This is a genomic window from Mesorhizobium sp. P2_C4, from assembly GCF_056404575.1.
In genome coordinates, this window is the sequence record NZ_JBFUDT010000001.1 from 1,298,363 (window position 1) to 1,322,332 (window position 23,970).

A 23,970-nucleotide genomic window follows, 5' to 3' on the forward strand; every position below is an offset into this window, starting at 1 on the left:
GCCTCGCGAACGGCGGCCGCCATTGTTCCTCGGCGCGTCAGGCGCCGACGATCATTGAAACAATGTGCTGCTTGGTGTCGGGGGAGGGACGAACCTCACCAACCTTTCGGCCACGGCGCATCACCACAGCGCGATCGGCGTATTCGACGACCTGATCCATGTTGTGCGTAATGAGGATGACGGCGTTCCCCTCTTCGCGCAGGCGCTGGACGAGGCTCATCACCTGTCGCGACTCCCGCACGCCGAGCGCGGCCGTGGGCTCGTCGAGGATCACGACCTTGCGGGCGAACGCGGCGGCGCGGGCCACAGCGACCGCCTGACGCTGACCGCCCGACATGAGGCCGACCTGAGCATTGAACTTGGGCAGAACGACCTTCAACCTGTCGAGCAATTGCTGCGTCTCGCGCTCCATGCGCTGGGTATCCAGCGCCTGAATGCTCCGCGGCAGCCATTTGGGTTTGGAGAGCTCGCGGCCGGCGTAGAAATTGCCGGTCGCGTCCATGTTGTCGAAGAGCGCAAGGTCCTGGTAGACCGTCTCGATACCGGCGCGGCGGGCTTCTGCCGGCGTGTGGATCTGGTGCGCGAGGCCATCGATCTCGACGATCCCGGCATCGAGCCGGTGCACGCCGCTGATGCATTTGATGAGCGTCGATTTGCCGGCGCCATTGTCGCCGAGCAGCGCCAGCACTTCGCTGGCGTAGGCCGAGATCGAGACATTGTCGAGTGCCTGCACGGCGCCGAAGCGCTTCGTCGCATTGCGCACTTGCAACACCGGCGTGGCCCTGGCGGCGTCAGTCATCCGGGCGGTGTCCACGCCCATCATGCCCTCGCTGCCTGAAGCACGCGGAAGCGATTTTCGAGATGAGCGCGGAGCACGTCGGACTCGACGGCGAGTACGATGATGACGCCGATGACGATGAGCTGGAAGAAGATGCTGACATTGAGCAGGTTCAGGCCGTTGCGCATCACGCCGATCATCAGCGCGCCGACGATGGCCTGGCCGACATTGCCGCGGCCGCCGAGGAAGCTCGCGCCGCCGATGATCACCGAAGCGATCGAGTCGAGCTCGCCGAGGTCGCCGAGCAGACCCGAACCGGAGTTCGTGCGGCCGGCAACAATGATTGCGCCGATTGCCGCGCAGATGCCGGAGATCACATAGGTCGACACGAGAACGCCGTTGACGGGGATGCCCGAGCGAACGGCGGCATCAGGGTTACCGCCCACAGCGTAGACCCAGCGGCCCCAGATCAGTTGCCGCCCGGCCAGAAGGATCAGCGCGATCGTCGCAACGATGAAGGCCGAGAAGGGCAGGCCGAAGATCTGCGTGGCGCCGATCCAGCGAACCGCCGGTGCCACGCCGGTGATGTTCTGGCCATGCGAGATTTCGTAAGCGAGGCCTTTGCAGATCGAGAGTGTCGCCAGCGTGATGATGAATGGATGCGGCAGGCGGCCATAAACGAACACCGAGCCGTTGATCAGGCCCACCGTCGCGCCGGTCAGCAACATGGCGAACATGGTGACAATTGACGCGGCGGCCGAATCGAGACCTGGCAGCGCGTGATAAACCGTGGCGCCGATAACCGTACACAGAGCAATGCAGGAGCCGACCGACAGATCGATGCCGCGAGCCACGATCACGACGTACTGTCCGAGGGCGAGCGTCGCGATCACGGCGGTCTGTGCCAGCACGTTGCCGAGATTGCGCGGTATCAGGAACAGCGGTGTTGCGATGCTGACGACGATGACCATGATGATTAGGATGAGGAGCGGCCCAATGCGCAGCGCGCCCAAGCCAAGCGAGAGCAGGAGCAATTGGCTGCTCGGTCGCAGCGCCTGTTCGTCGTCGACGGCACCCTCGTCCGGGCTCGGCGTCAGTGGTTCCATTCGAGCAATTGCTCCTTGGAGTCGGGTGCCGCGCAAGTACCAGACGGCAATGTTGGCGTTTAACATTCGTCCGAGCGCAGAGCGTCTCGGTAATCCGGATTAGCGGTTCAGCATGTAGAGCGGTCTACGCGTGCGGGCTCACAGGCGCGGCCGCATCGACGCGGTCACCTCGCGGAAGCGCCGACCAGCAGCCACGATCACAGCACCACCTTGCCGGGGTCCGCGGCGCGAACTGCCATTGGCAGGGCCGCTACCGCAACGCTCGCACCCGCAACTTTCAAGAAGTCACGACGCTGCATCATCCGCCCAAGCGGATTGAAAATCTTCGTCATTGAAGTCCTCCCACGAAAGATACGCTCCCAAACGACGCAGGGCGCGGTTTTTCTTTCAGTTAGAAACTTAATGCCGAGATTCAGTCGCTGTCAATCGGGATCGTTTGATCTTAGTCGGCCATCACGAGGCTGTCGGCAGGGTTGAGGGTCGTCGCATCGAGCACCAGGCGCACTGCGCCCAAGACGATATCGCGGTGGCCGAGCGCGCCCATCACGAGGCTTGGCGGGTCATACACATTGCCTTTGAGGCGGTGCCGCAGCACATCGAGCACCAGATCACCGCCGCCGACGATCCGGCCCGCCAGTACGATGATTTCCGGGTTCATGAAGGCAGCAACACTGCCCACCGCCATCGTCGCATAGTCGAGCAACTCGCTGACAACCGGCGCGATTTTGTCCGCCTGCCGGTCGGTGACGGCGGCCAGGGTGAGCTTTCCCGCCGCATACCGGGTGTTGGCCTCTTCGAGCATCTTGGTCGCCTGTTCGGGGATGCCTAGAAAGCGCAGCGATTGCTTGTCGCCCAAATGTTCGAACGGCCGCCCGGTGAGAAGGGGGTCATCGAGATACCAGCCGAGCTCGCCCGCCGCATGCGAGTGCCCGCCATAGAGCTTGCCGTCGATGACGACGCCGGCGCCGGCGCCGGGCCCGATCGAGAGGCTCACGACGCTGTCGGCGCCACGCCCGGCCCCGAATCCCCATTCGCCCACGGCGGCGAGGTTGCGCCCGTTCTCGACGATGATGGGCATCTGAAAATGTTCGCTGAGCCGCGCCCGCAACGGCATGTCGCGCCAGCCGAGCCCGAGCGTCAGTACCACTTCGCCCTCCGGCTGCCTTACGATCGAGGGTAGGCCAATGCCGATGCCGCGAATGGTCTGTCCGCGCGGGCGGGGGCCCGCCATCAGCCGGCGGATCAGGCCGACCAGCTGTTCGAAATTGCGCTCGCCATCATCGTCGGCCGTCTCGTGCATTTCTGTCTGCACGACGCCTTCGAGATTGGCCACGGCGCCGTAGAACTCGCCCTTGCCGGCCTCGATGCCGATGATCGCATGCGCCGCACCGCGGAACTTGATGCGCGCCCGCGGCCGGCCCCGCGACGTCTCGTCGAAGCCGTCATAGGCGACCAGATCCTCGGCGATCAGATCCTCGATCACGCGCATCACCGTGGGCAGGCTGATGTTCAGCCGCTCGGCGAGGCTCGAAGGTGATGCCACTCCTTCGGTGCGGATCAAATCCACCACGGCCGAACGATTGAGTCGGCGTAACAGGCTCGACGTCGTGGGCTGGCGCTTCATTCATTGACCAGTTGCAAAAAGCCGGCGGACCGGCAACGAGCGTCGGCATAGACCAGAACCGTGCCAGAGTCCGCCTTTTTCTGATGACGCCGAACGTCAGTTGTCGCTCCGCAGTGAAAGCTACCGCAGTGGCCCGTTCGATGATTACGGCGATCCGTGGCGGGCGCCCAAACCCTCCGGAGTCACTGCGCTTACTCGTGCAAATAACTGTCTCCGGTTGCTTCAATCGGTTACGAACTCGTCCGCCTTTGGCGCGGAACCAACATCAATGACCGCTTTTGGCGCAAAGCGGTCCGCACCACGCTGGACGCAACGGTCGGTCTTTTTTTTCCAGTCATCCTGAATGCGGCCAGGCCGTTAACGGCCCAAAATGTGGTCATTCTGGAGCATGGCTCCGAGTGTTCGAAAACGAGGTTCAGTCGCTGTGGCGTCACGGGACCATGCGGAACGATACGGGAAGATTTCAGATTCTGGCTCACGAAAAGGCCAATTAAATCAATGCTCTTAGGACATCCTCCGGGCCACCAATTTCGTTTTCGGACAAGGGGCATTTAGCTCAGCGCGGCGGAAAGAAGCAGGAGGGGCGTGTAGAGTCGACATTGCATGAGGATGTCACTATATAGCGGCGGCTTCGACCGCGTACCTCTGGTTGCGCCCGCGAAGCGGCAGAAAATGTGCTACGTATTGTGATACCTATTGTGATACAAATCGGTGGTTGAAGCCGGGAAAAAACGAATAGAAACAATGACGTATGGCCGCTAGCGATCCCAGCCAACGGTACCACTATATCAAACAAACAGAACGTGCTCCTTGAACCCTTCCTTTCCTTCGGCTCAGCGGACCTCGGACAAGATCAGCTTGCCGGGCGAAGCCGACTCGGTTGGAATGGGAGCATGCATCCTTTACCGGGTGCGGACGTTTACGATTACCAACCGGCATAGCCGCCAGGGAAATGCAGTATGAGTGAACATGCGATCGAGTTCTTGCGCGGGTGGATCGGCGAAAAGGTCCAGTGCCAGCACTCGCCGGTAAAGATCGAGAAGCAGGCCGAGACCCTTGCCCGGGAGTGCGCCGCCAAGGCGGCTGAGGTTGGCATACCCCTGGAAGACATCCAGGAAGAAGTCGGCGACATTCAGGAACTGATTGCGTCGCGGCTCGAAGAGGCTGCCGAGGCCGACCAGAGCCAAACGAATTCGGGCAAACCTGCCGAGTGACGGGTCGAGCCCGGCAAGAGGGCCGGGCGCTGCATCTCTATCCAAATCTATCTTTAAGCCATGCCTTCGGCAGTGCCGGCACAAAATTGCCGTCGCGCCCGGTCATGTCGTCATTGGCGACCAGCGCATTGAGGATCGCTTCCTCTGTCGCCTGCACCACGGCATCGAAGAACGGGTTGATGTCGGCATCCGGAATGTAGCTGGCATTGACCATCTTGCCCGGCGCACCCCTCGCGGCGTCGGGATTGGCGGTGCTGAATGCCAGGAAGATATCGCCCGAGGTCGTGTAGCCATAGCCGCCCGTCAGCGCCACGCCGAGCGGTACGCGCTTGGCCAGCCGCTTCATCTGATGCGCCATGAACGGCGCATCGGTGGCAATGACCGCGATGATCGAGCTCTTTTCGGCGCGCGGCGTGTTGTCCCTGATCGCCGGTTCGACAAGCTCGGCTCCGGCCCTGATGCCACGCACGACAAGGTTTCGCCGCGCCCCAAAATTCGACTGGACGAAGCAACCGACCGTGAAACGCTCACCGTTCCATTCGACACTGCGCGAAGACGAGCCGGACCCCGCCTTGAAGCCGAAGGTGATCATGCCGGTGCCGCCGCCAACGCTGCCTTCCTCGATCGGCCCGCCTTGAGCCGCGTCGAGCGCGGAAAAGACATGCTCGAAGTCCAGATGATGGCCGTTAATGTCGTTGAGGAAGCCGTCATAGGTCTCGCCCGCCACCGGCAGCGCCCAGGCGCTGTCGAGCGATCGCGGCAGCCTCTTCTGCATCCAGCGCAACGTCGCGTCGCGGCTGACGCCGCAGGAATGCGTGTTGGTGATCGTGACTGGAAAATTGAACGCACCGAGCTCGTCGATCAGATGCGAGCCGGTCAGTTCGCCATCGCCATTGCCGCTGAACATGCCGGCGAACACCGGGATTGCCAATTCGCCTCTCGGGCGCGGTAGGATTGTCGTCACGCCAGTGCGCACCGGACCCTTGCCGACGATGAGCGGCCCATCGCCGGAGATCAGTGTCGTATAGCCGACGGCCACGCCGGGCACATCGGTGATGGCATTGACGGTGCCCGGCGTGCCGTCGAACGGGATGGCGAAAGCGCGGGCGCGCGGCTTGCCCGATGGCGTCTGCAGATGCGGGTCGTATCCGGTCATGTGGTCCCCTAGAGATCTAGAAAAGCGACCCCTGACCGCCCGGCGCCTTGGTTTTGGCCTGTGGTTTGGCCGCCGGCTTCGGCCGTTCCGTGCCGCTCGTGGCGACCGCATCCGCGGTGCCGTCGGCGAACTCCAGCAAGAGGGCTGCGCCGGACACGACGTCCTCCGCTCGCTTGATCACCGCGCCGTCGGCGTCCTTGACCAGCGCAAAGCCGCGCGCCAGGACCGCCTTGTGCGACAGTGTCGCCAGCAGGCGGTCGGCCTGGGTCAGGTTTCCACGCAAGCGGTCCAGCCGTCTCGATATCGCCTGGTCCTGCCGCCGCGACAGCCCCGCCACCGCGTCTGCCTGCAATTTCTGCCGCCTTGCGATCGGCGCCGGCGACAGCCGTGCCGCCGTGCGCGAAAATCGCGCCCGTCGTTCGCGCACGATGCCGAAAAAGGCTGCTTGCGCCCGGGCGAGGTCGCGGCCGGTCAGCGTACGGGCCTCGTTGATGCGGCGCGACAGTGTGGCCGGTGTCAGCCGCTGCCCGGCAAGCCTGGCCCGCTTGCGATCGATGCTGACGCTCAGCGCCCGGCCGAGCCGGCTCGTCGCTTCGTCCAGCCGCCGGCGCGGCAGCGCCAGCAACTGATCGGGCGAGGGCAGCGCACGGGCGGCCGCGCGCACCGCTTGCCGCTTGCGTTCGAAACCGCGCGAGACGGCGGCCTTGAGCCTTGCAGCGAGACTGGCAAGCGTCGCTTCAAGGTCCGCTTTCACCGGCACGGCAATTTCGGCGGCACCGGTCGGGGTCGGTGCCCGCACATCCGCCACCAGGTCGATCAGCGTCCAGTCTGTCTCGTGGCCGACGGCGGAAATCACCGGAATGCGCGAGGCGGCGACGGCGCGCGCCAGCGCCTCGTCGTTGAAGCCCCACAGATCCTCGAGGCTGCCGCCGCCGCGCGCCACGATCAACAGGTCTGGGTGCGGGATGGCGCCGTCCCATGCCAGCGCGTTGAAACCGTTGACGGCGGCAGTGACTTCCGCGCCGGCCGTCTCGCCTTGCACCCGCACCGGCCAGACCAGCACATGCAGCGGAAAGCGGTCCTTGATGCGGTGGATGATGTCGCGAATGACCGACCCTGTCGGCGAGGTGACGACGCCGATGACGCGCGGCATGTAGGGCAACAGCTGCTTGCGGCCGGTATCGAACAGGCCTTCGGCCTGCAGCCGCCGCTTGCGTTCTTCCAAAAGCGCCATCAGCGCCCCGGCGCCGGCGGGCTCGAGATTGTCGATCACGATCTGGTAGTTGGACTTTCCGGGATAGGTGGTGAGCTTGCCGGTGGCGATCACCTCCATCCCTTCCTCGGGGCGGAATTTCAGCCGGCTCATCGTGCCTTTCCAGACCACGGCATCGAGCCGCGCCCGGTCGTCCTTCAGCGCGAAATAGGCATGACCGGAGGAGTGCGGTCCGCGATAGCCTGAAATCTCGCCGCGCACCCGCACATTGCCGAACACATCCTCGACGGTGCGCTTCAGCGCGCCGGAAATCTCGCTCACCGTGTATTCGGCGGCGTTGGTGCGTGATTCGGAAGTTGCTTCGCTCATGGAGCGATTGGTGGACGGTTGTCCGCCCGCGTCAAGGCGGCTGAAGCCCATCGCCGATTTCATAACGCGATCTTAAGCCAGATTTGATTGACTCTGCGGCATGGGAGCTAGCCAAAGACGCATGAGCACACGCGCAAACCGCAGTCCATTGACATTCCAGGTCACCCTGACGGTGCTGGCGCTTGCCGTTTTCGCGCTGGCCATGGTCGTCGGCTTCGGCCTGTACGCCACCATGCAGGCGGACCACGTCTCCCTCGAACGGCAGAAGATATTCTTCGCCAATGGCCTTCAGGATCAGATCGCCGCGGTAGAGCGCGAGCAGGAAAGTATCGCCGTCTGGGACGATGCCGTCATCAACGCCAAGGCCGGCAACGCGGACTGGATGGTCGAGAACATCAGCGTCTGGATGTATTCCTACTACGGCCACAACCGGGTCTACGTGCTGGATGCCGCCAACCGCCCGATTCATGCGATGCGTGAAGGACAGGTGGTGGCGCCGGCCAGCTATGGCGAGGACGAACCGGCCATCCTGCCCAGCGTCGAAAGGCTGCGCCTGCTGATGCGTCAGCCAACAAATGAAAACCAGACCGGCGGTCAGGCCAAGATGGTCGCCGAAGATCTGGTGTCGCTTGGCGGCAAGCCTGCCATTCTCAGCGTCATGCCGCTGGTGCCGAGTTCGGACCGCGTCACCCAGGCGCCGGGCAGCGAATATCTCCATGTCTCGGTGGAATTCATCAATGATATCGTTATCGGCAAGATCGCCGAAAAGTATCTGCTGGCCGGCGCGCACCTGCTGCCATTGTCACAGCCGACCGGCTCGGCCGCCATTCCGCTGGTCGATTCGCGCGGCATCATCCTGGGCTATATCGGCTGGGATCAGGAGCGTCCTGGCCTGACCCTGGTGCGCAAGGCCGGCCCGGCCCTGATCGGTGGTCTGCTGCTTGCCGTCAGCGTCCTGGCATTCCTGTTGCGGCGCCTGCGTCGGGCTTCGTCGGCGCTGCAAGCCAGCCAGGACCAGGCGCAATATCTCGCTTTCCACGACACGCTGACGGGTCTTCCCAACCGGGCGCTGTTCGAGGACCGGCTGCGGCGCGCTTTGCTCACCGCCAGTCATGAAACGGCCAGGGTGGCGCTGCTTTACCTCGACATTGATCGCTTCAAGCACGTCAACGATACGCTCGGTCATCCGGCCGGCGACGAACTTGTGCGCCAGACCGCGCGCCGGCTGCAGCAGACCATTCGTGAAGTCGATACGGTGGCGCGGCTCGGCGGTGATGAATTCGCCCTGATCGTGATCGATATCCGCGATATCAGAGCCACCGAGGATATTGCTGACAGGATCCTGCAAACACTGCAGGAGCCTTTCAAGCTGATCGACGACCAGGTCTTTGTCAGCGCCAGCATTGGCATTGCCTTGTCGACAGGCTCCGATGCCAACGCTGACGATCTGCTGCGCAAGGCCGACATCGCGCTCTACGAAGCCAAGAAGACCGGCCGCGGCCGCTATCAGGTCTTCGCCGGCGATATGGATGACCTCCTGCTGCGCAAGCGCAAGGTCGAGAGCGAGCTTCGCAAGGCCTTGAACGGCGGAACCGGCATCAAGCTGGCCTATCAGCCGATCTTCGCGGCGGACGGCAAGACGATCCTCGGCGCTGAAGCACTGATCCGCTGGGCGCACGAGGTCCACGGCGCATTGCCGCCGGCACAGTTCATCGCCATCGCCGAAGAACGCGGCATGATCGGCCAGCTTGGCGAATGGGTGCTGCTTGAAGCTTGCCGCTTTGCCATTGGCACCGAATTGCCTTGGGTGGCCGTCAATGTATCGCCGCTGCAATTGCGCGACGCCGGTTTCGCCGACCAGGTTGCGTCGATCCTTGCCGAGACCGGGCTGGCGCCGAGGCGGCTGCAGCTTGAAATCACCGAAAACGTGCTTTTGGAAAACAACGATACGGTGAGAACGGTTCTGGCTGCCTTGCGCCAGTCGGGCATCGGCATCGTGCTCGATGACTTCGGCACCGGCTATTCGTCGCTGAGCTATCTGCGCCGCTACGCCATCGACAAGCTCAAGATCGACCGCTCATTTGTCCGCCTTGTTGACGGCGACGGCAATTCGGCGCCGATCGTCAAGGCGCTGATCGATCTCGCCAGCGCCCTCAATGTCGCTGTCACCGCCGAAGGTGTCGAGACCGAGGGGCAGATGGCGCAGCTCGTCGGCATGGGCTGTCAGCAGTTGCAGGGTTATCTTCTGTCGCCACCGCTGGAGCCGGCCCAATTGCTGGGCCTTCCGGGACTGTCGTCCGCCGCCGATGTCGGTGAACAGGCGGCCGCTCGCGCCTAAACCAACATATGCGATCTGTCTTACCAGCCCGGCAGGATCTGGTTCGGCTTGGTCCGCTTCATCTTGGAGAAGGCAAGCGCGGCGAAGTCGAAAGTTCCGGTCTCTTCGCCGAGCGGCACGGAAATGTTGTCGAGGCTTTCCGAAATGTGGCGGGCAAGCGCATCGACGATCTCCGGCCGTGAGGTCTGGCCGCGCATGATGCCGATGCGGCAATCGGGCAGGGCGCCGAAGCCGTCGGCTTCGCCCAGCACCCGCATACCGGGCCTGAGCGCGCATTCCGGCAGCACCGAGATCGCTAGGCCGGACAGCACGGCGGCGGTGATGACGGTTGCCGAGAAGCTGGTGAACAGGATGCGGTAGTCGCGGTTCTGCCGGTCGAGCACGTCGACGGCGGCACGACGCCAGATGCAGTTCGGCCGGCCAAAGGCCATTGGCAGGGTTTCCTGCTCATGCGTCGCGTGATTGGCCGAGGTGACCCACAGCAGTGGCTCGCGCCGTACCACTTCCGACTGGCCGCGAGCATCATTGTGCGTCACCAGCGCCAGATCGAGGTTGCCGCGCTTGATGTGCTCGACCAGCCCTGGCGTCGGTTCGCAGATGACGGTCAGTTCGACGCGCGGGTTGGAGCGCGCGAACCGCGCCATGATCTCGGGCAGGAAGCGATCGGCATAGTCGTCCGGTGTGCCGATGCGGATCGTGCCTTCGAGCCGCCGGTCGTCGAAGGCGGCCAGCGTTTCCCGGTTGAGGTAGAGCAGCCGCCTTGCATAGGAAAGCAGCTTGTCGCCTTCCTCGGTCAGCCTGTTGGTGCGCCCGTCCTTCTCGAACAGCGGCTTGCCGATTCGCTCCTCCAGCCGGCGCATCTGCATGGACACAGCCGACTGGGTCCGGTGCACCTCTTCGGCGGCGCGGGTGAAGCTGCCGGTGTCGGCAATCGAGATGAAGGTCTGCAACTGATCGAGATCGAGCGGTGCTTTCATCGACATGATCCATCACTAGCGTTGATGCTAAAGATTAGAAACATTCGTTGGATTAATCAATCGCACCGTGGCAAATTCCGATTGTCCACATGAATGCATGTGAATCTGAGCCGGAACGGCCGCTGTCGCCAGCGCCGATCGCCCGGTTTCGTCCGCTCGAATCTTGAGGAGACCGACATGACCACGTTTGATTTCGCCACCGAGACCTCGCGCATCACCTCGCGTCCGGCCGTTGCGACGCGCGTGGCCAGTGCCGTCGCCAATGTCTACCGCGCCTGGAAAAATCGCCGCGCCTTTTATCGTCTTGGCGAGATGTCGGACGCCGAACTCGCCGATATCGGCCTGACGCGCGCCGACCTGCACGTCGCTATCGCCGTCCCGTTCGGCCGCGATCCGACGGCGAAGTTGCGCTCGATCGCCAGCGATCGCGCCGAGACCATCGAAGACTTTGCCCGCAAGGTTGCCTGATCGCGTTGGTCGGGCGCTGTTTCGGTCTGCGTTGAACCTTTTTGAGGCGTGACGCGACCTAAAGGTATCGCAGGCTCCCCACTCCCTGCCGGTTCCCCGCCTGCACACTGCCCGGTCCTCCCAAGGACCGGGCTTTTCTTTTTGGGGCGCCGGCCGCTATCGCCGGTCCATACCCTTCTTGAACTGATCGAAGATCGATTCCATGCCCTTCTGGTAGTCGTCGCGCTGCTGGGCGCCGGTCTCGAACATCTTGCCGAACAGATCGTCGAACGGGTTCTTTGGCCTGCCACTCGGATTGGTCTGCGGTTGCGGCGCCTGGCGTGGCTGTGGCGCCTGAGGCGCCGGCTGTCCGCCGGGCAGGGCGCCGCCGAACATGTCCTGCAGCACCTTGCCGAGCGGGTTGTCGCCATAGGGACTTTGCGTCTGCTGCGGCTGCTGCGGCCGGCCCTGAGGCTGCTGCGCGCCGCCGCCGAACATGTCCTGCAGCACCTTGCCGAGCGGATTGTCGCCATAGGGATTGGGTGCCGGCTGCGGCTGGCTTTGCGGCTGCTGCGGGCCACCGCCGAACATATCCTGCAGCACTTTGCCGAGCGGATTGTCCATCGGGCTCTGGGGCTGCGGTGCCGGCGCGCCGCCGCCCGCCTGCCGCATCATCTGCTCGATGATCTCGCCCAGCGGATTGCCGCCAACACCGAAGCCGCCTGCCGACTGCATCTGGTTGGTGGTCTGCTTGAACAGTCCGCCCATCATCATCGAGGCCATGGCCGGCAGCATCTGCTGCAGGATCTGCTGGCTGACGCCGCTGGCTTGCGCGGCCTGGCTGGCGACGGCGCGCGACAGATCCTTCGAGCCGAACAAATGCCCCAGAATGCCATTGCCTTCGTCGATGCCTTGCGGCGAGAAGGCTCGTGTGGCGTCCTCGAAATATTTGGCGTGCTGGCCGCTCGCCATCGCCGTCATGAAGGCGCCAAGTCCGTAGGGGTCTGCGGTGTTGCGCTGCAGCCCTTGCGAAAAGGCCGGCAGCAATGCGGCAACCGCAGCTTGCGTCTGCTGCATCGAAAGCCCGTATTGCTGGGCAAGCGCCTGCATGCCGTTGCCGTTCTGGGCCTGCGCCAGCATGTCGAACAAGGAAGGCATTGGTCTCTCCTCCGGAAATCTTCTTGGGAGAAACCTAGTTCGTTTCCATCACCGATTGAAGCGGCTTTTGCCGGATCGGACGATCATGGCCGGTTAATAGGCGTACTCCATGAACGCCGGCTCGATCGAGCCGCCCCAGCGCGTGTGGTAGGCCGACAGCATCTCTTCGGCGCTGGTGGTGCCGCGGGAGACAACTTCGTCGAGCGTGTTGAGGAACGAGGTCTCGTCATAGCCCTCGCGGTTCTTGCGGCCGCGGTTCTTCAGCCCCATGCGCGAGATGGTAAGCACGTCGCGGGCGATATCGCGCAGCGTCGTGTTGCGGAATGGCGCCGAAATGCCCTGTTCCGGAACAGTGTTGCGCATCGCCAGAACTTCCTTGTAGGTCCAGCTCGCGGTCAATGCCTCGGCCGCGTCGAGCGCTGCCTCATCATAGAGCAGCCCGACCCAGAAGGCCGGCAGCGCGCAGATCCGCCGCCACGGCCCGCCATCGGCGCCGCGCATTTCAAGGAAGCGCTTCAGCCGCACGTCGGGGAACAATGTCGAGAGGTGGTTCGCCCAGTCACCCATCGTCGGCAGGCCATCGGGAACTTCATTGCGCGCGGCGCCTGCCATGAACTGGCGGAAGGTGACGTGCGTCATGTCGTGATAGTGGCCGTCGCGAATGACGAAATACATCGGCACGTCGAGTGCCCATTCGACATAGTCGGCGAAACCGAACTCGGGCGAGAAACAGAATTCGAGCAGGCCCGAGCGTTGGTTGTCGGTGTCGCGCCAGATGTCGCCGCGCCAGCTCTGCAGGCCGTTCGGCCGGCTCTCGGTGAAGGGCGAGTTGGCGAACAATGCCGTCGACAGCGGTTGCAGCTTCAGCGACACCTGCATCTTGCGGCGCATGTCGGCTTCGCTTTCGAAGTCGAGATTCACCTGGATGGTGCAGGTGCGGTACATCATGTCGAGGCCCTTGCTGCCGACCTTGGGCATGTAGCGCGTCATGATCTCGTAGCGCGACTTCGGCATTTTCGGCGTCTCGGCCAGCGTCCATTTCGGGCTGCCGCCAAGGCCGAGGAAACGGATGCCCATCGGCTCGGCGATCTCGCGCACCTGCGAAAGATGCGCATTGCCCTCGCGGCAGGTCTGGTGGATCGTCTCCAGCGGCGCGCCGGACAGTTCGAACTGGCCGCCCGGCTCCAGCGAGATCGCGCCCTGGCCGGTCGGCTCGACCAAGCCGATGATGCGGCCGTCATCGATGATCGGATCCCAGCCGAGCTTTTGCTGCATGCCTTCGAGAATGGCGCGTATGCCGCGCTCGCCGCCATAGGGCACCGGCGCATTGCCGTCGACATAGAACGGAAACTTCTCGTGCTCGGTGCCGATGCGCCATTTGTCGCGCGGCTTGTTGCCTTCGGCCAGATGCTCGACGAGCTCGTCGATGCCTTCGATGGGCCGGAAATCGGTTGTATCGCGCGCCATGAAAGGCCCCTCCGGAAGCGGCGGAACAACCGCCGGCGCTAAATGGACGAAATGTCAGCAGCCGATCAAGCGAAAAATCCTGAGCCACGGGTCAAGAGGAATTGATCACCAGTCTCCAATCGTCGCCTGCATTACCGCCAGTGCGGCCACCGCCGCCGTGTCGGCGCGCAGGATGCGCGGCCCGAGCGGAATGGCGGTGACGAAGGGCAGCGCCCGCAACGTCTTGCGCTCGTCGTCGGAAAAGCCGCCCTCTGGCCCGACCAGCAGCGCCAGCTTCTTCTCTCGCACCGCTTGAAGCGTCGGCAAGGGATTGTTGGTCGAGGCGTCCTCGTCGCAGAAGATCAGCCGCCGCTCCTTGTCCCAGTTGCCGAGCAGGCGGTCGAATTTCTCCGCTTCGCGCACTTCCGGCACCGCCAGTATGCCGCATTGCTCAGCCGCCTCGACGACATTGGCGCGCAGGCGATCGATGCCGGGTTTTGCCACTTGCGTGTGCTGGGTGATGACCGGCTGCAGGATGCCGGCGCCCATTTCGACCGCCTTCTGCATAAGATAGTCGAGCCGTCCCTGCTTCAGCGGCGCAAAGCAATAGACGAGATCCGGCAGCGGCGGCTGCGGCCGTTGCAGCGTCAAAAGCTTCAGCCGCACCACTTTCTTCGATTTCGCGGCGATGGCTGCCGACCACTCGCCGTCGCGGCCGTTGAACACCAGGATTTCAGCGCCTTCGCCGAGCCGCAGCACATGCATGAGATAGTGGCTCTGCTGTTGGCCGGCATCGAACTCGATGTCTGGCCCGAGAGCGTCCGGCACGAACAGTCGCTGCATCTTGTAATTGGCGCGCATTGCCGACGAATGGGCGAGCCAGGCCCCGGCGTCAAGCCTTGGCTGTCGGGGACCATACGGGTTGGTATCCTTGCCGCAGCACGGCGACCGTGGTCGCTGGCGTGAGCAAACGGAGCGGACGGTCGTCAAGGCCACCGAATGCTTCCGGATTGCCATAGCCCGCAAACGACCAGCGCAGCGCCTTGCCGTCGCGCAAGGCATAGGCGCTGCCACCATCGGCGACCATCGTCCCGTCCGGCAGTCCGGCCAACTCGTCCGCGGCCACGATCGGCGGTTGGCCACCCGACGCCAGACGCTCCTTGTGCAGCCGCTTGTCGACCTGCGGCGCGCGCGGTTCGGCAATGCCGAACGCTTCACCGAAGCGGCCGACGAAATCCTTGGCCCGCTCGCGCTGGCAAAAGAAGCAGGGCCGATGCCCGGCGGCGAGCGCCGTCACCTCGTCGAGGAAAAACAGTTCGGTCCAGCCGGGTTTGCCACCCGGTCGGTTGCGGCCCATCGGCTCGCGCCGCACATTGCGGAATTCGCACACGCAGATGATCCATGCCGGCAAGGCCCAGCGTTTTTTCAACAGCGTCTTGGTTTCAGGATCATGGATGATGCCACGATTGCCTGTGAACAGGCCACGTTCGGGTACAGCGTGGATGGTGCCGAACGGGTCGACCCGGTTCTGCAGTGGCATAGCTTTCTCCTGGAATGCGCATCTTGGCTGCTAGGCTGGCGTCATGATATCGCTCGCTGCATCATTTTCATGTCAGCAGGTTTTCGATGCGGGTGTTGGTCGTCCAGAACTTTGACAATGAGGGCCTTGGTCAGATTGGTGCGGCACTGGTCGAGGCGGGCGCCGACATCGATCTGCGCCGTCCCTATAAAGGCGACACACTACCGCAAGACAGCGCCGCGCATGACGCCATGGTGATGCTCGGCGGCGCCCAGAACGCACTGGACGATGAACTGTGTCCGTATTTTCCTGATTTGCTCGACCTGACGCGCGATTTCGCCGGCAAGGATCGCTCGGTGCTCGGCATCTGCCTCGGCAGCCAGCTGCTCGCCCGCGCCTTTGGCGGTCAGAACCAGATCGGCGGCGCCACCGAATTCGGCTGGCACCAGGTTTCGTTGACGCCGGCGGCAAAGACCGATCCGGTGCTCGCTACGCTGCCTGAAAACTTCCCCATTTTCGAATGGCACGACGACACCTTTGCGCTGCCCGAAAATGCGGTGCGGCTGGCCGGCAGCGCTGTCGCCGAGAACCAGGCGTTCCGCATCGGCCGCGCCATCTACGGCTTCCAGTTCCATTTCGAGGCGGACAGCCCGATGGTGCAGGACTGGAGCACGTCCTTCGCACCGCTCATTGCCGAGCGCCACCCCGACTGGAACGATCGGCTTGATGGCGAAATCGCCCGCAATGGACCGGATGCCGATGCCGCCGGCCTCGCCATCGCTCGCGCCTGGGTAGCAACGATCTGACGGCTCGCCCCCCGAACAAATCCCGACTTTCGGGGTTGCGTGGCATTTTTGGCACGCGGCGGTAAATCCGCCGGGGAAAACGCATTTCATCCTTGGATTGTGCTCGCCCGCTGCCCTAGAAGGCACGCGCTTTGCATCGGCAATGCAACCGCGATGAACCTTTTATGTGACCCGCGCGACACACCGCCGATACAGAATCTGCCTACAAGCCTGAAATCTTCGAAACTTTGAGACGAATTCTCCGTTTCAACCCATTGGTAACCGCCTCGTGCACAGATGCAGAAAGCTCAACAAGAGATGACCTCCGTGAAAGCAGCGCTTCTGTCCTTTGTCATGCTGTCCGCCATTGTGCTGTGCGGCCTCGGCATCTATTCCGCCGACGCTGCCAACAACCATCAGGCCGTCGACGGCTACGGCGTCACCGCCGCCCTCCACTAGACCCTTCACCCGTCACCGTCAGGATACGCTTCTCGGCGTCGTCAACGACGAGCGCGGTGAGGTTTCCCGACTGCCAGGCGAGCGTGTCGACATTGACGCGGTTGGCCGTCACTTCGGCCTCCGGCACAGGCGTGTGGCCATGCACCACGATCTTCGGATAGAGGCCGGCATGGTTGTGGAAGATATCGCGGATCCAGATCAGGTCCTGCGGGTTCTGCTGCTCTAGCGGGATGCCCGGCCTGATGCCGGCATGGCAGAAAAAGAAATCTCCGAAAACCAGGGAAAACGGCAGCGCGCGCAGGAAGTCGACATGGCTCTGCGGTACCGCCTCGACCAGCGCCGCGTGTCCTCGCGTTACTGTCTCCGCCTTACCGAACCAACTGGCGTCGGCGGTCAGTGACACCCCATAGGACAATGCCGTTTGGACGCCGCCATAGCGCATGAAAAGCCCGTCTGGATCCGGGCTTCCCAGGAAATCGAGAAAACCGAGATCGTGGTTGCCGGCCAGCATCAGATGGCGTGGATCGCGTGCCTGCGCATCGAGCAGCAAATCGATGACGCCTTTGGAGTCTGGCCCGCGGTCGACATAGTCGCCGAGATGGATGACGCGCCAGTCCGCCGGCTGGTCCCGTTCGATCTCGCTCTCGATGCGCCTGTGCAGGGTGGCCAGCAGGTCAAGCCGGCCGTGCACGTCGCCGATCGCGTAGAGCCGCACGCCTTCCGGTCCGCGTGCGTCGAGAAAATGGATGCCGGGCTCCGTCAATGCCTGCGTCGTCTCCGTGGCCGGACCGTCACCGGATCTAGCGGCGAAGCTGATCCTTGCCCATGTCGGTCACCAGACGTTTTCCGCACAGCGCCAGCGTGATGTCCATCTCCTTGCGGATGATTTCCAAGGCTTTGGTAACTCCTTCCTTGCCGAGCGCGCCAAGGCCGTAAAGGAACGGCCGGCCGATATAGGTGCCCTTGGCGCCGAGGCATAGCGCCTTCAGCACATCCTGGCCCGAGCGGATGCCGCCATCCATATGCACCTCGATCTTGTCGCCCACCGCATCGGCGATCTCTTCCAGCACGCCGATCGACGACGATGCGCCGTCGAGCTGGCGCCCGCCATGGTTGGAAACGATGATCGCGTCGGCGCCGGTCTTGGCCGCCATCAGCGCGTCTTCCTTGTCGAGAATGCCCTTCAGGATCAGCTTGCCGCCCCAACGTTCCTTGATCCAGGCAACATCTTTCCATGACAGTTGCGGATCGAACTGCTCCGTGGTCCAGGACGACAGCGAAGAGACATCGCCGACACCCTTGGCGTGGCCGACGATGTTGCGGAAGGTGCGGCGCTTGGTGCCGGCTATTCCCAGGCACCAGCGCGGCTTGCTGGCCAGGTCGATGATGTTGGCCAGCGTCATCTTGGGGGGCGCCGAAAGCCCGTTGCGGACATCCTTATGCCGTTGGCCGAGGATCTGCAGGTCGAGCGTCAGCACCAGCGCCGAGCACTTTGCCGCCTTCGCCCTGTCGATCAGGTCGAGCACGAAATCCTTGTCGCGCAGCACATAGAGCTGGAACCAGAATGGCTTCTTCGTCACCGAGGCGACATCCTCGATCGAACAGATGCTCATCGTCGACAAGGTGAACGGCACGCCGAATTCCTCGGCCGCCTGCGCCGCCAGCATTTCGCCGTCGGCGTGCTGCATGCCGGTCAGGCCCGTCGGCGCCAGCGCTACCGGCATCGACACCTTCTGGCCGATCATGGTCGTTTCTAGCGAGCGGTTGCTCATGTCGACCAGCACGCGCTGGCGGAACTTGATCTTCTGGAAGTCTTCCTCGTTGGCCCGGTAGGTGCTCTCGGTCCAAGCGCCTGAATCGGCATAGTCGAAGAACATCTTCGGCACGCGCCGGCGCGCGAGGTCCTTGAGGTCGGCGATGGTAAGGATGTCGCTCATGATCTTTCCCGCGGGTTCGCTAATTCATTGCCTATGCGCCGTCGCCGGCTTCGGAACGCTGCCTCAGCCTCAACCGTGACACGCGCTGCCAGTCGCCGCTGCGCTCGGCCTCGAGCATCGAGCGCTCGACATAGGAGATGTGGTCCATCGCCGCTTGCCGGGCGGCGGCCGGATCGCCGGTCTTGATCGCGGCGTGGATCGCCCGGTGTTGCGCAAGCAGCGCGTCGCGCGCGCCGGGCACGGTGAACACCAGAAGCCGGTTCTGGAACACCCCTTCCGACAACAGCCGATAGCAGGAGCGCAGCGTATGCAGCAGGATGATGTTGTGCGCGCATTCGCAGATGGCGTGATGGAACTCGACGTCGATTTCCGCCTCGTCGTCGAAGTCGCCGGTCCGGTGTGCCTCGTCCATGCGCGCCATGATGCGGTCGAGCAGCGCCAAATCGTCCGGTGTGGCGCGCCGCGCCGCATATTCGGACGCTATCGCCTCGATCTCGCGGCGGTATTCGAGATAGTCGGTGACCGCCTTGCGGTGCATCGAGATCAGGTCCGTCACCGGCTTGGTGAACAGCTGGCCGATGACGTCGGCGACATGGGTGCCGCCGCCGGGCCGCGTCGTTAGCAGGCCGCGCCCTTCCAGCGCCTTCAGCGCGTCGCGCAGGATCGGCCGCGACACCTCGAACTGGCGCGCCAGTTCACGCTCGCCGGGCAACCGGTCGCCGGTGCGCAAGACGCCTTCGAGGATCAGGCTCTCGATCTGCTGCACCACCTCGTCGGCAGTGCGGGAATGCTCGATCCTGGAGAAAATATCGCTCAAAACGGGGCGCCCGGAATTTGAATTGGTGCCGCGCAGGATAAAGCCAGTGTCGCCAACTGGTCAAATTATTTATCCAATTCTTCCGATCTGGTCGGTTCCGCCGCCGCCGCCCTATATCGTGTTCGGCTAAACTTGCAGTTTGCGTCCTCCGGCGATTGCCTCTAGAGGGACGCCATTGCACGAAGGGTTCAAAGAGCCCGGGGGACCAGCCGTGTCAGACGACCCGTCCAATCTCGAATTCCAGCTGCGCACCAAGGGCAGCGTGATGGGTTTTCCGGCGCATGAGGGGCGACCCGGTGCGCTTGGCGAAGTCCACGCACGGCCCCACCCGCTGATCGAAAAGCCGCGCGTTCTGGTACAACTCGCCTTCATGACTGAAGGCGGCTCCGGCGTCGACCAGGCTGTGCTTTCCGAACTGTCGCGGCGTCTCGGCATTGCCGCGCCCGACCGTCAGGCTCGCCACCACGCCATGAAATGGGGCAAGGGTTCGCTGCGCTGGGAGCGGCACACCGAATTCTCGACCTATCTGTGGGAAGGGCCACTGTCGGAAAGCGGTAGGGCGCAGGAAGACTCGCCCTTCGGCAATGGATTTTCGCCGCCGGGAACGGTGATCTCCGGCATCCGGCTCGAAATCCGCCGATGGACGCAGGCGAGCGAAAAGCTGATCGCCGGCTTCGACCCGACCAGCCTCTGCTATTCGTTGGTCGAGCGCGGCAATGCGGCAATCGTCACCGATTTCCGCCAAGACGGCGACGGCCTGACCCGCATGCTGGTGCTCGATCGCGGCCTGACGCCGGCGCGTACCGGCGCACTGTCGCAACGGCTGATCGACATCGAAACCTACCGCACGCTGGCCATGCTCGGCCTGCCGCTGGCCCTGACCCTGTCCGGCCGCGCCCGCCGCATCGAGGATCGGCTGGCGCAAACCACGCTGGAAATGAAGGTCGCCGAGACCCGCGACAGCCAGACATTGCTCGCCGACCTGACCGAGCTTGCCGCCGAACTCGAGGCCGACGCCGCCTCCAGCCTCTATCGCTTCGGCGCCAGCCGCGCCTATGACGGCATCGTCGTTGAGCGGCTGGAGGCGCTCGAGGAAGAGGCGGTGCCCGGCTATGACACCTGGGGCGGCTTTCTGCAGCGGCGTGTCGCGCCGGCCATGCGCACCTGCCGTTCGGTCGAGGAGCGTCAGGCCAATCTGTCGCGCAAGCTCACCCGCGCCACCACGCTGCTGCGCACCTGGGTCGATGTCGAGGTCGAAAAGCAGAACCGCGACCTGCTGGCTTCTATGAACAACCGCGCCCGCTTGCAATTGCGCCTGCAGCAGACCGTGGAAGGTCTTTCGGTGGCTGCCGTATCCTACTATGTCGTCGGCCTGATCAGCTATGTCGCCAAGGGCGCCTCGATCTTCGGCCATGCCTTCGCGCCGGAAGTCGTCACCGCCGCTTCGGTGCCGCTCGCCCTCCTGCTCGTCTGGTGGGCCGTGCGCCGTGTCCGCCGCATGCACGCCGAGCCCGGCAAGCAACCGGGCGAGTAAAGACTTCACGCTCCCACAAGGCTGAAGAGCGGCAGATTGCCGCTGCGGAAGGCCGCCCCGGTGTCGGTTTGCGACTTTTGACCAAAGCAGGGTTTGCAACAGACGCCTCTCGCTGGTAAAAGATTTTTACCAGTCGAGCGAAGGAGGCTGTTGATGTCCGGCCTTGCCATGCCCAAGCCAGACGACGCCACGATGCGCCGGCGCGACGAGATCGTCGCCGATATGCGCATCATCGTGCCCGGCGAAGGCGTCGTCGACGCGACCAACGCAATGCGCGCCTTCGAGAGCGACGGCCTCACCGCCTATCGGCAATTGCCGCTGGTCGTGGTGCTGCCGCAAACAGTGGCGCAGGTCTCACGGGTGCTGAAATACTGCAACGACCGCAACATCCGCGTCGTGCCGCGCGGCTCCGGCACCTCTTTGTCCGGCGGCGCGCTGCCGCTTGAAGACGCCGTGCTCATCGTCATGAGCCGCTTCAACCGCATCCTCGCGATCGATTTTCCCAACCGCATCGTCGTCGCCCAGCCGGGCGTCACCAATCTCGGCATCACCACCGCCGTCGAGCAGGAGGGCTTTTATTACGCCCCTGATCCATCCTCCCAGATCGCCTGCTCGATCGGCGGCAATGTCGCGGAAAATTCCGGCGGCGTGCACTGCCTGAAATACGGCCTCACCGCCAACAATGTGCTCGGCATTGAGATGGTGCTGATGAACGGTGAGGTGATCCGCCTCGGCGGTAGTCATCTGGACTCGGAAGGCTACGACCTGCTCGGTGTCATGACCGGCTCTGAAGGCCTGCTCGGCGTCGTCACCGAAGTCACCGTGCGCATCCTGAAGAAGCCGGAGACGGCCCGCGCGCTGCTGATCGGCTTTCCCACCAGCGAGCAGGGCGGCCAGTGCGTCGCCGACATCATCGGCGCCGGCATCATTCCAGGCGGCATGGAGATGATGGACCGGCCGGCGATCCACGCCGCCGAGGATTTCGTCCATGCCGGCTATCCCCTCGATGTCGAGGCGCTGCTGATCGTCGAGCTGGATGGACCGGGCGTCGAGGTCGACCACCTGATCGGCCTCGTCGAGGCGATCGCCTATCGCAACGGCTCGACCACCTGCCGCATCTCGCAGTCGGAACAGGAGCGGCTGAGCTTCTGGGCTGGCCGCAAGGCGGCTTTCCCGGCGGTCGGCCGCATATCGCCCGACTATTACTGTATGGACGGCACCATCCCGCGCAAGGAACTGCCGCGCGTGCTCGCCGGCATGCGCGAACTCTCGGAAAAATACGGGCTCGGCGTCGCCAATGTCTTCCACGCCGGCGACGGCAATCTGCACCCGCTGATCCTCTACGATGCCAACGTGCCCGGCGAACTCGACAAGGCGGAAAGTTTCGGCGCGGACATTCTGCGGCTCTGCGTCAAGGTTGGCGGCGTACTGACTGGCGAGCACGGCGTCGGCGTCGAAAAGCGCGACCTGATGCCGGAAATGTTCAACCAGACCGACCTCGACCAACAAATGCGCGTCAAATGCGCCTTCGACCCCAACCATCTGCTCAACCCTGGCAAGGTCTTCCCGCAATTGCGTCGTTGCGCCGAACTTGGACGGATGCATGTGCACCGGGGGCAGGTGGCGTTTCCGGATATTCCGAGGTTTTGATGGGGTCTCACCTCTCTACGATTGCGATCCTTCGCGCCCCCCTCTGTCCTGCCGGACATCTCCCCCACAAGGGGGGAGATCAGCTGTCATCTCTGCCTTCGCCAATCTTCGACGTTGCAAGAGAGGCGCGCTCGCCGAAGCTGCCAATCTCCCCCCAAGTGGGGGAGATGTCCGGCAGGACAGAGGGGGGCGCGAAGGAACTCGACGTATCTTCCTTTGAGGTGGTTACGTCGCCATGACCACCTTCACCCCCGCCACATCGGCCGAAACCCTCTCCACCGTCGCCTGGGCCGCAGCGGAGGAGACGCCGTTTGAAATCCTCGGCCACGGCTCCAAGCGCGGCATCGGCCGCCCGCAGCAGAGCGAACACGCGCTCGACCTGTCGAAGCTCACCGGCGTCACGCTTTACGAACCCGCCGAACTGGTGCTGTCGGCAAAAGCCGGCACGCCATTGGCCGAGATCGAAAGCCTGCTGGCGCAGAACGGCCAGCAACTCGCCTTCGAGCCGATGGATTACGGCCCGCTGCTCGGCGGTATCAAGGGAAAAGGCACCATCGGCGGCGCCCTGGCCACCAACCTGTCCGGCCCGCGCCGGCTGAAGGCGGGAGCCGCGCGAGACCATATCCTTGGCATCAATGCTGTCTCCGGTCGCGGTGAGGCCTTCAAGTCCGGCGGCCGCGTCGTCAAGAACGTCACCGGCTACGATTTGTCGAAGCTGATGGCCAACAGCTGGGGCACGCTGGCCGTGTTCACCGATGTCACTTTCAAGGTGCTCCCGGCAGCAGAGACCGAAGTCACACTGGCCATCCGTGGCCTGCTCGACGATGCCGCAGCCGCCGCCATGGCGCTGGCGCTCGGCTCCAGCGCCGAAGTGTCGAGCGCCGCACATTTGCCCGAACGTGTCGCCGCTCGGGTTGCCGGCGGCGGCCTCGGCAGCGATGCCGCGACACTGCTGCGCGTCGAGGGTTTTGGTCCGTCGGTCGCCTACCGCATCGCCGCGCTAAAGACCCTGCTGAAAAACGCCGGCCCGTTGGAGGAGATTTCGGGAGATGTCTCGCACGCCGCTTGGCGCGATATCAGAGATTGCATGCCATTCGCCGACGGCAGCGAAAAGCCGGTCTGGCGCGTCTCCATGGCGCCGTCGCAGGCACACCAGATGGTGTTGACGCTGCGCATGCAGATTGGTGTCACCGCCTTCTACGACTGGCAGGGCGGGTTGGTCTGGTTGCGCATGGAGGAAGGCGATCCCGAGGCCGGCCTGCTGCGCGGGTTGATCAGAAAGCATGGTGGCGGCCATGCGACGCTGGTGCGCGCCGCCCCTTCGCATCGCGCCGCCGTGCCGGTGTTCGAGCCGCAGGCGCCGCATTTGGCGGCCCTGTCGGCCAGGCTCAAGGCCGAGTTCGATCCCAAGGCCATCCTCAACCCTGGCCGCATGGCTTAGGA

General features: G+C 63.8%; 22 protein-coding genes. 8 read left to right on the forward strand and 14 right to left on the reverse strand.

Going from position 1 to position 23,970, the window contains the following annotated elements:
• Positions 1 to 37: 37 nt before the first annotated feature.
• The 4 genes from AC1DX6_RS06170 to AC1DX6_RS06185 all read right to left on the reverse strand — a co-directional run bounded on the left by AC1DX6_RS06170 (position 38) and on the right by AC1DX6_RS06185 (position 3,508).
• A complete protein-coding gene (locus AC1DX6_RS06170) occupies positions 38 to 823 on the reverse strand; it encodes an ATP-binding cassette domain-containing protein (protein WP_477311817.1) in 786 nt (261 codons plus the stop codon).
• The gene (locus AC1DX6_RS06175) at positions 820 to 1,884 is read right to left on the reverse strand and encodes an ABC transporter permease (protein WP_477311818.1); all 1,065 of its coding nucleotides are present in this window, start codon (positions 1,882 to 1,884) and stop codon (positions 820 to 822) included. Before AC1DX6_RS06175 ends, AC1DX6_RS06170 begins: the two co-directional genes overlap by 4 nt.
• Positions 1,885 to 2,081: 197 nt before the next feature.
• Positions 2,082 to 2,216, reverse strand: a complete 135-nt coding sequence (locus AC1DX6_RS06180; RefSeq protein WP_477311819.1) for a twin-arginine translocation signal domain-containing protein — start codon at positions 2,214 to 2,216, stop codon at positions 2,082 to 2,084.
• A gap of 110 nt (positions 2,217 to 2,326) precedes the next feature.
• Positions 2,327 to 3,508, reverse strand: coding sequence for an ROK family transcriptional regulator (locus AC1DX6_RS06185; RefSeq protein WP_477311820.1), 1,182 nt, complete (start codon positions 3,506 to 3,508; stop codon positions 2,327 to 2,329).
• A gap of 959 nt (positions 3,509 to 4,467) precedes the next feature.
• On the opposite strand from AC1DX6_RS06185, the gene AC1DX6_RS06190 reads away from it, so the two are divergent.
• Complete coding sequence (locus AC1DX6_RS06190) at positions 4,468 to 4,722, forward strand: hypothetical protein (RefSeq protein WP_477311821.1); 255 nt, start codon at positions 4,468 to 4,470, stop codon at positions 4,720 to 4,722.
• 37 nt (positions 4,723 to 4,759) lie between these two features.
• Here AC1DX6_RS06190 and AC1DX6_RS06195 read toward each other — a convergent pair whose 3' ends face one another.
• The gene (locus tag AC1DX6_RS06195; RefSeq protein WP_477311822.1) at positions 4,760 to 5,878 is read right to left on the reverse strand and encodes a DmpA family aminopeptidase; all 1,119 of its coding nucleotides are present in this window, start codon (positions 5,876 to 5,878) and stop codon (positions 4,760 to 4,762) included.
• Positions 5,879 to 5,894: 16 nt separating this feature from the next.
• Complete coding sequence (gene xseA / locus AC1DX6_RS06200) at positions 5,895 to 7,460, reverse strand: exodeoxyribonuclease VII large subunit (protein ID WP_477311823.1); 1,566 nt, start codon at positions 7,458 to 7,460, stop codon at positions 5,895 to 5,897.
• 121 nt (positions 7,461 to 7,581) lie between these two features.
• On the opposite strand from xseA, the gene AC1DX6_RS06205 reads away from it, so the two are divergent.
• On the forward strand, positions 7,582 to 9,798 hold the full coding sequence (locus tag AC1DX6_RS06205; RefSeq protein WP_477311824.1) for a bifunctional diguanylate cyclase/phosphodiesterase: 2,217 nt from the start codon (positions 7,582 to 7,584) through the stop codon (positions 9,796 to 9,798).
• A 20-nt stretch (positions 9,799 to 9,818) separates the two neighbouring features.
• On the opposite strand, the gene AC1DX6_RS06210 is transcribed toward AC1DX6_RS06205, so the two are convergent.
• Positions 9,819 to 10,775, reverse strand: a complete 957-nt coding sequence (locus AC1DX6_RS06210; RefSeq protein ID WP_477311825.1) for a LysR substrate-binding domain-containing protein — start codon at positions 10,773 to 10,775, stop codon at positions 9,819 to 9,821.
• Positions 10,776 to 10,952: 177 nt separating this feature from the next.
• On the opposite strand from AC1DX6_RS06210, the gene AC1DX6_RS06215 reads away from it, so the two are divergent.
• Positions 10,953 to 11,243: a DUF1127 domain-containing protein gene (locus AC1DX6_RS06215; RefSeq protein ID WP_477311826.1), complete on the forward strand. Its 291-nt coding sequence runs from the start codon at positions 10,953 to 10,955 to the stop codon at positions 11,241 to 11,243.
• 156 nt (positions 11,244 to 11,399) lie between these two features.
• Here the strand turns inward: AC1DX6_RS06215 and AC1DX6_RS06220 are convergent, their stop codons facing one another.
• From AC1DX6_RS06220 to AC1DX6_RS06235, 4 genes are all read right to left on the reverse strand, one after another.
• Positions 11,400 to 12,380, reverse strand: coding sequence for a DUF937 domain-containing protein (locus tag AC1DX6_RS06220; protein ID WP_477311827.1), 981 nt, complete (start codon positions 12,378 to 12,380; stop codon positions 11,400 to 11,402).
• A gap of 93 nt (positions 12,381 to 12,473) precedes the next feature.
• Complete coding sequence (locus AC1DX6_RS06225) at positions 12,474 to 13,847, reverse strand: glutamate--cysteine ligase (RefSeq protein ID WP_477311828.1); 1,374 nt, start codon at positions 13,845 to 13,847, stop codon at positions 12,474 to 12,476.
• 105 nt (positions 13,848 to 13,952) lie between these two features.
• Positions 13,953 to 14,687, reverse strand: a complete 735-nt coding sequence (locus tag AC1DX6_RS06230) for a 16S rRNA (uracil(1498)-N(3))-methyltransferase (protein WP_477311829.1) — start codon at positions 14,685 to 14,687, stop codon at positions 13,953 to 13,955.
• Positions 14,688 to 14,718: 31 nt separating this feature from the next.
• Complete coding sequence (locus tag AC1DX6_RS06235; protein ID WP_477311830.1) at positions 14,719 to 15,366, reverse strand: hypothetical protein; 648 nt, start codon at positions 15,364 to 15,366, stop codon at positions 14,719 to 14,721.
• Between the two features lie 86 nt (positions 15,367 to 15,452).
• Here AC1DX6_RS06235 and AC1DX6_RS06240 point away from each other — a divergent pair, with 86 nt between their 5' ends.
• Positions 15,453 to 16,151, forward strand: coding sequence for a type 1 glutamine amidotransferase (locus AC1DX6_RS06240; RefSeq protein WP_477311831.1), 699 nt, complete (start codon positions 15,453 to 15,455; stop codon positions 16,149 to 16,151).
• 306 nt (positions 16,152 to 16,457) lie between these two features.
• Positions 16,458 to 16,589 (forward strand): hypothetical protein, encoded by a 132-nt coding sequence (locus AC1DX6_RS06245; protein ID WP_477311917.1) that lies wholly within the window; start codon positions 16,458 to 16,460, stop codon positions 16,587 to 16,589.
• Here AC1DX6_RS06245 and AC1DX6_RS06250 read toward each other — a convergent pair.
• The 3 genes from AC1DX6_RS06250 to AC1DX6_RS06260 are packed head-to-tail and all read right to left on the reverse strand — an operon-like array spanning position 16,570 to position 19,343.
• Entirely contained in the window at positions 16,570 to 17,352 is a 783-nt protein-coding gene (locus AC1DX6_RS06250; RefSeq protein WP_477311832.1) for a metallophosphoesterase family protein, read from the reverse strand. The two genes, AC1DX6_RS06245 and AC1DX6_RS06250, sit on opposite strands and share 20 nt — an antisense overlap.
• A gap of 37 nt (positions 17,353 to 17,389) precedes the next feature.
• Entirely contained in the window at positions 17,390 to 18,526 is a 1,137-nt protein-coding gene (locus AC1DX6_RS06255; RefSeq protein ID WP_477311833.1) for an alpha-hydroxy acid oxidase, read from the reverse strand.
• A gap of 31 nt (positions 18,527 to 18,557) precedes the next feature.
• Positions 18,558 to 19,343: an FCD domain-containing protein gene (locus tag AC1DX6_RS06260; protein WP_477311834.1), complete on the reverse strand. Its 786-nt coding sequence runs from the start codon at positions 19,341 to 19,343 to the stop codon at positions 18,558 to 18,560.
• A gap of 211 nt (positions 19,344 to 19,554) precedes the next feature.
• On the opposite strand from AC1DX6_RS06260, the gene AC1DX6_RS06265 reads away from it, so the two are divergent.
• From AC1DX6_RS06265 to AC1DX6_RS06275, 3 genes are all read left to right on the forward strand, one after another.
• Positions 19,555 to 20,877 (forward strand): DUF3422 family protein, encoded by a 1,323-nt coding sequence (locus tag AC1DX6_RS06265; RefSeq protein WP_477311835.1) that lies wholly within the window; start codon positions 19,555 to 19,557, stop codon positions 20,875 to 20,877.
• A gap of 153 nt (positions 20,878 to 21,030) precedes the next feature.
• The gene (locus tag AC1DX6_RS06270; RefSeq protein ID WP_477311836.1) at positions 21,031 to 22,527 is read left to right on the forward strand and encodes an FAD-linked oxidase C-terminal domain-containing protein; all 1,497 of its coding nucleotides are present in this window, start codon (positions 21,031 to 21,033) and stop codon (positions 22,525 to 22,527) included.
• Positions 22,528 to 22,762: 235 nt separating this feature from the next.
• Complete coding sequence (locus AC1DX6_RS06275) at positions 22,763 to 23,968, forward strand: FAD-binding protein (RefSeq protein ID WP_477311837.1); 1,206 nt, start codon at positions 22,763 to 22,765, stop codon at positions 23,966 to 23,968.
• The last annotated feature ends 2 nt before the right edge of the window (positions 23,969 to 23,970 follow it).

What these genes read in the sequence shown, in the direction of transcription:
- AC1DX6_RS06170 (WP_477311817.1), bottom strand. Translation starts at nt 823, where the DNA reads ATGATGGGCGTGGACACCGCCCGGATGACTGACGCCGCCAGGGCCACG.
- AC1DX6_RS06175 (WP_477311818.1), bottom strand. Translation starts at nt 1,884, where the DNA reads ATGGAACCACTGACGCCGAGCCCGGACGAGGGTGCCGTCGACGACGAA.
- AC1DX6_RS06180 (WP_477311819.1), bottom strand. Translation starts at nt 2,216, where the DNA reads ATGACGAAGATTTTCAATCCGCTTGGGCGGATGATGCAGCGTCGTGAC.
- AC1DX6_RS06185 (WP_477311820.1), bottom strand. Translation starts at nt 3,508, where the DNA reads ATGAAGCGCCAGCCCACGACGTCGAGCCTGTTACGCCGACTCAATCGT.
- AC1DX6_RS06190 (WP_477311821.1), top strand. Translation starts at nt 4,468, where the DNA reads ATGAGTGAACATGCGATCGAGTTCTTGCGCGGGTGGATCGGCGAAAAG.
- AC1DX6_RS06195 (WP_477311822.1), bottom strand. Translation starts at nt 5,878, where the DNA reads ATGACCGGATACGACCCGCATCTGCAGACGCCATCGGGCAAGCCGCGC.
- xseA (WP_477311823.1), bottom strand. Translation starts at nt 7,460, where the DNA reads ATGAGCGAAGCAACTTCCGAATCACGCACCAACGCCGCCGAATACACG.
- AC1DX6_RS06205 (WP_477311824.1), top strand. Translation starts at nt 7,582, where the DNA reads ATGAGCACACGCGCAAACCGCAGTCCATTGACATTCCAGGTCACCCTG.
- AC1DX6_RS06210 (WP_477311825.1), bottom strand. Translation starts at nt 10,775, where the DNA reads ATGAAAGCACCGCTCGATCTCGATCAGTTGCAGACCTTCATCTCGATT.
- AC1DX6_RS06215 (WP_477311826.1), top strand. Translation starts at nt 10,953, where the DNA reads ATGACCACGTTTGATTTCGCCACCGAGACCTCGCGCATCACCTCGCGT.
- AC1DX6_RS06220 (WP_477311827.1), bottom strand. Translation starts at nt 12,380, where the DNA reads ATGCCTTCCTTGTTCGACATGCTGGCGCAGGCCCAGAACGGCAACGGC.
- AC1DX6_RS06225 (WP_477311828.1), bottom strand. Translation starts at nt 13,847, where the DNA reads ATGGCGCGCGATACAACCGATTTCCGGCCCATCGAAGGCATCGACGAG.
- AC1DX6_RS06230 (WP_477311829.1), bottom strand. Translation starts at nt 14,687, where the DNA reads ATGCGCGCCAATTACAAGATGCAGCGACTGTTCGTGCCGGACGCTCTC.
- AC1DX6_RS06235 (WP_477311830.1), bottom strand. Translation starts at nt 15,366, where the DNA reads ATGCCACTGCAGAACCGGGTCGACCCGTTCGGCACCATCCACGCTGTA.
- AC1DX6_RS06240 (WP_477311831.1), top strand. Translation starts at nt 15,453, where the DNA reads ATGCGGGTGTTGGTCGTCCAGAACTTTGACAATGAGGGCCTTGGTCAG.
- AC1DX6_RS06255 (WP_477311833.1), bottom strand. Translation starts at nt 18,526, where the DNA reads ATGAGCGACATCCTTACCATCGCCGACCTCAAGGACCTCGCGCGCCGG.
- AC1DX6_RS06270 (WP_477311836.1), top strand. Translation starts at nt 21,031, where the DNA reads ATGTCCGGCCTTGCCATGCCCAAGCCAGACGACGCCACGATGCGCCGG.
- AC1DX6_RS06275 (WP_477311837.1), top strand. Translation starts at nt 22,763, where the DNA reads ATGACCACCTTCACCCCCGCCACATCGGCCGAAACCCTCTCCACCGTC.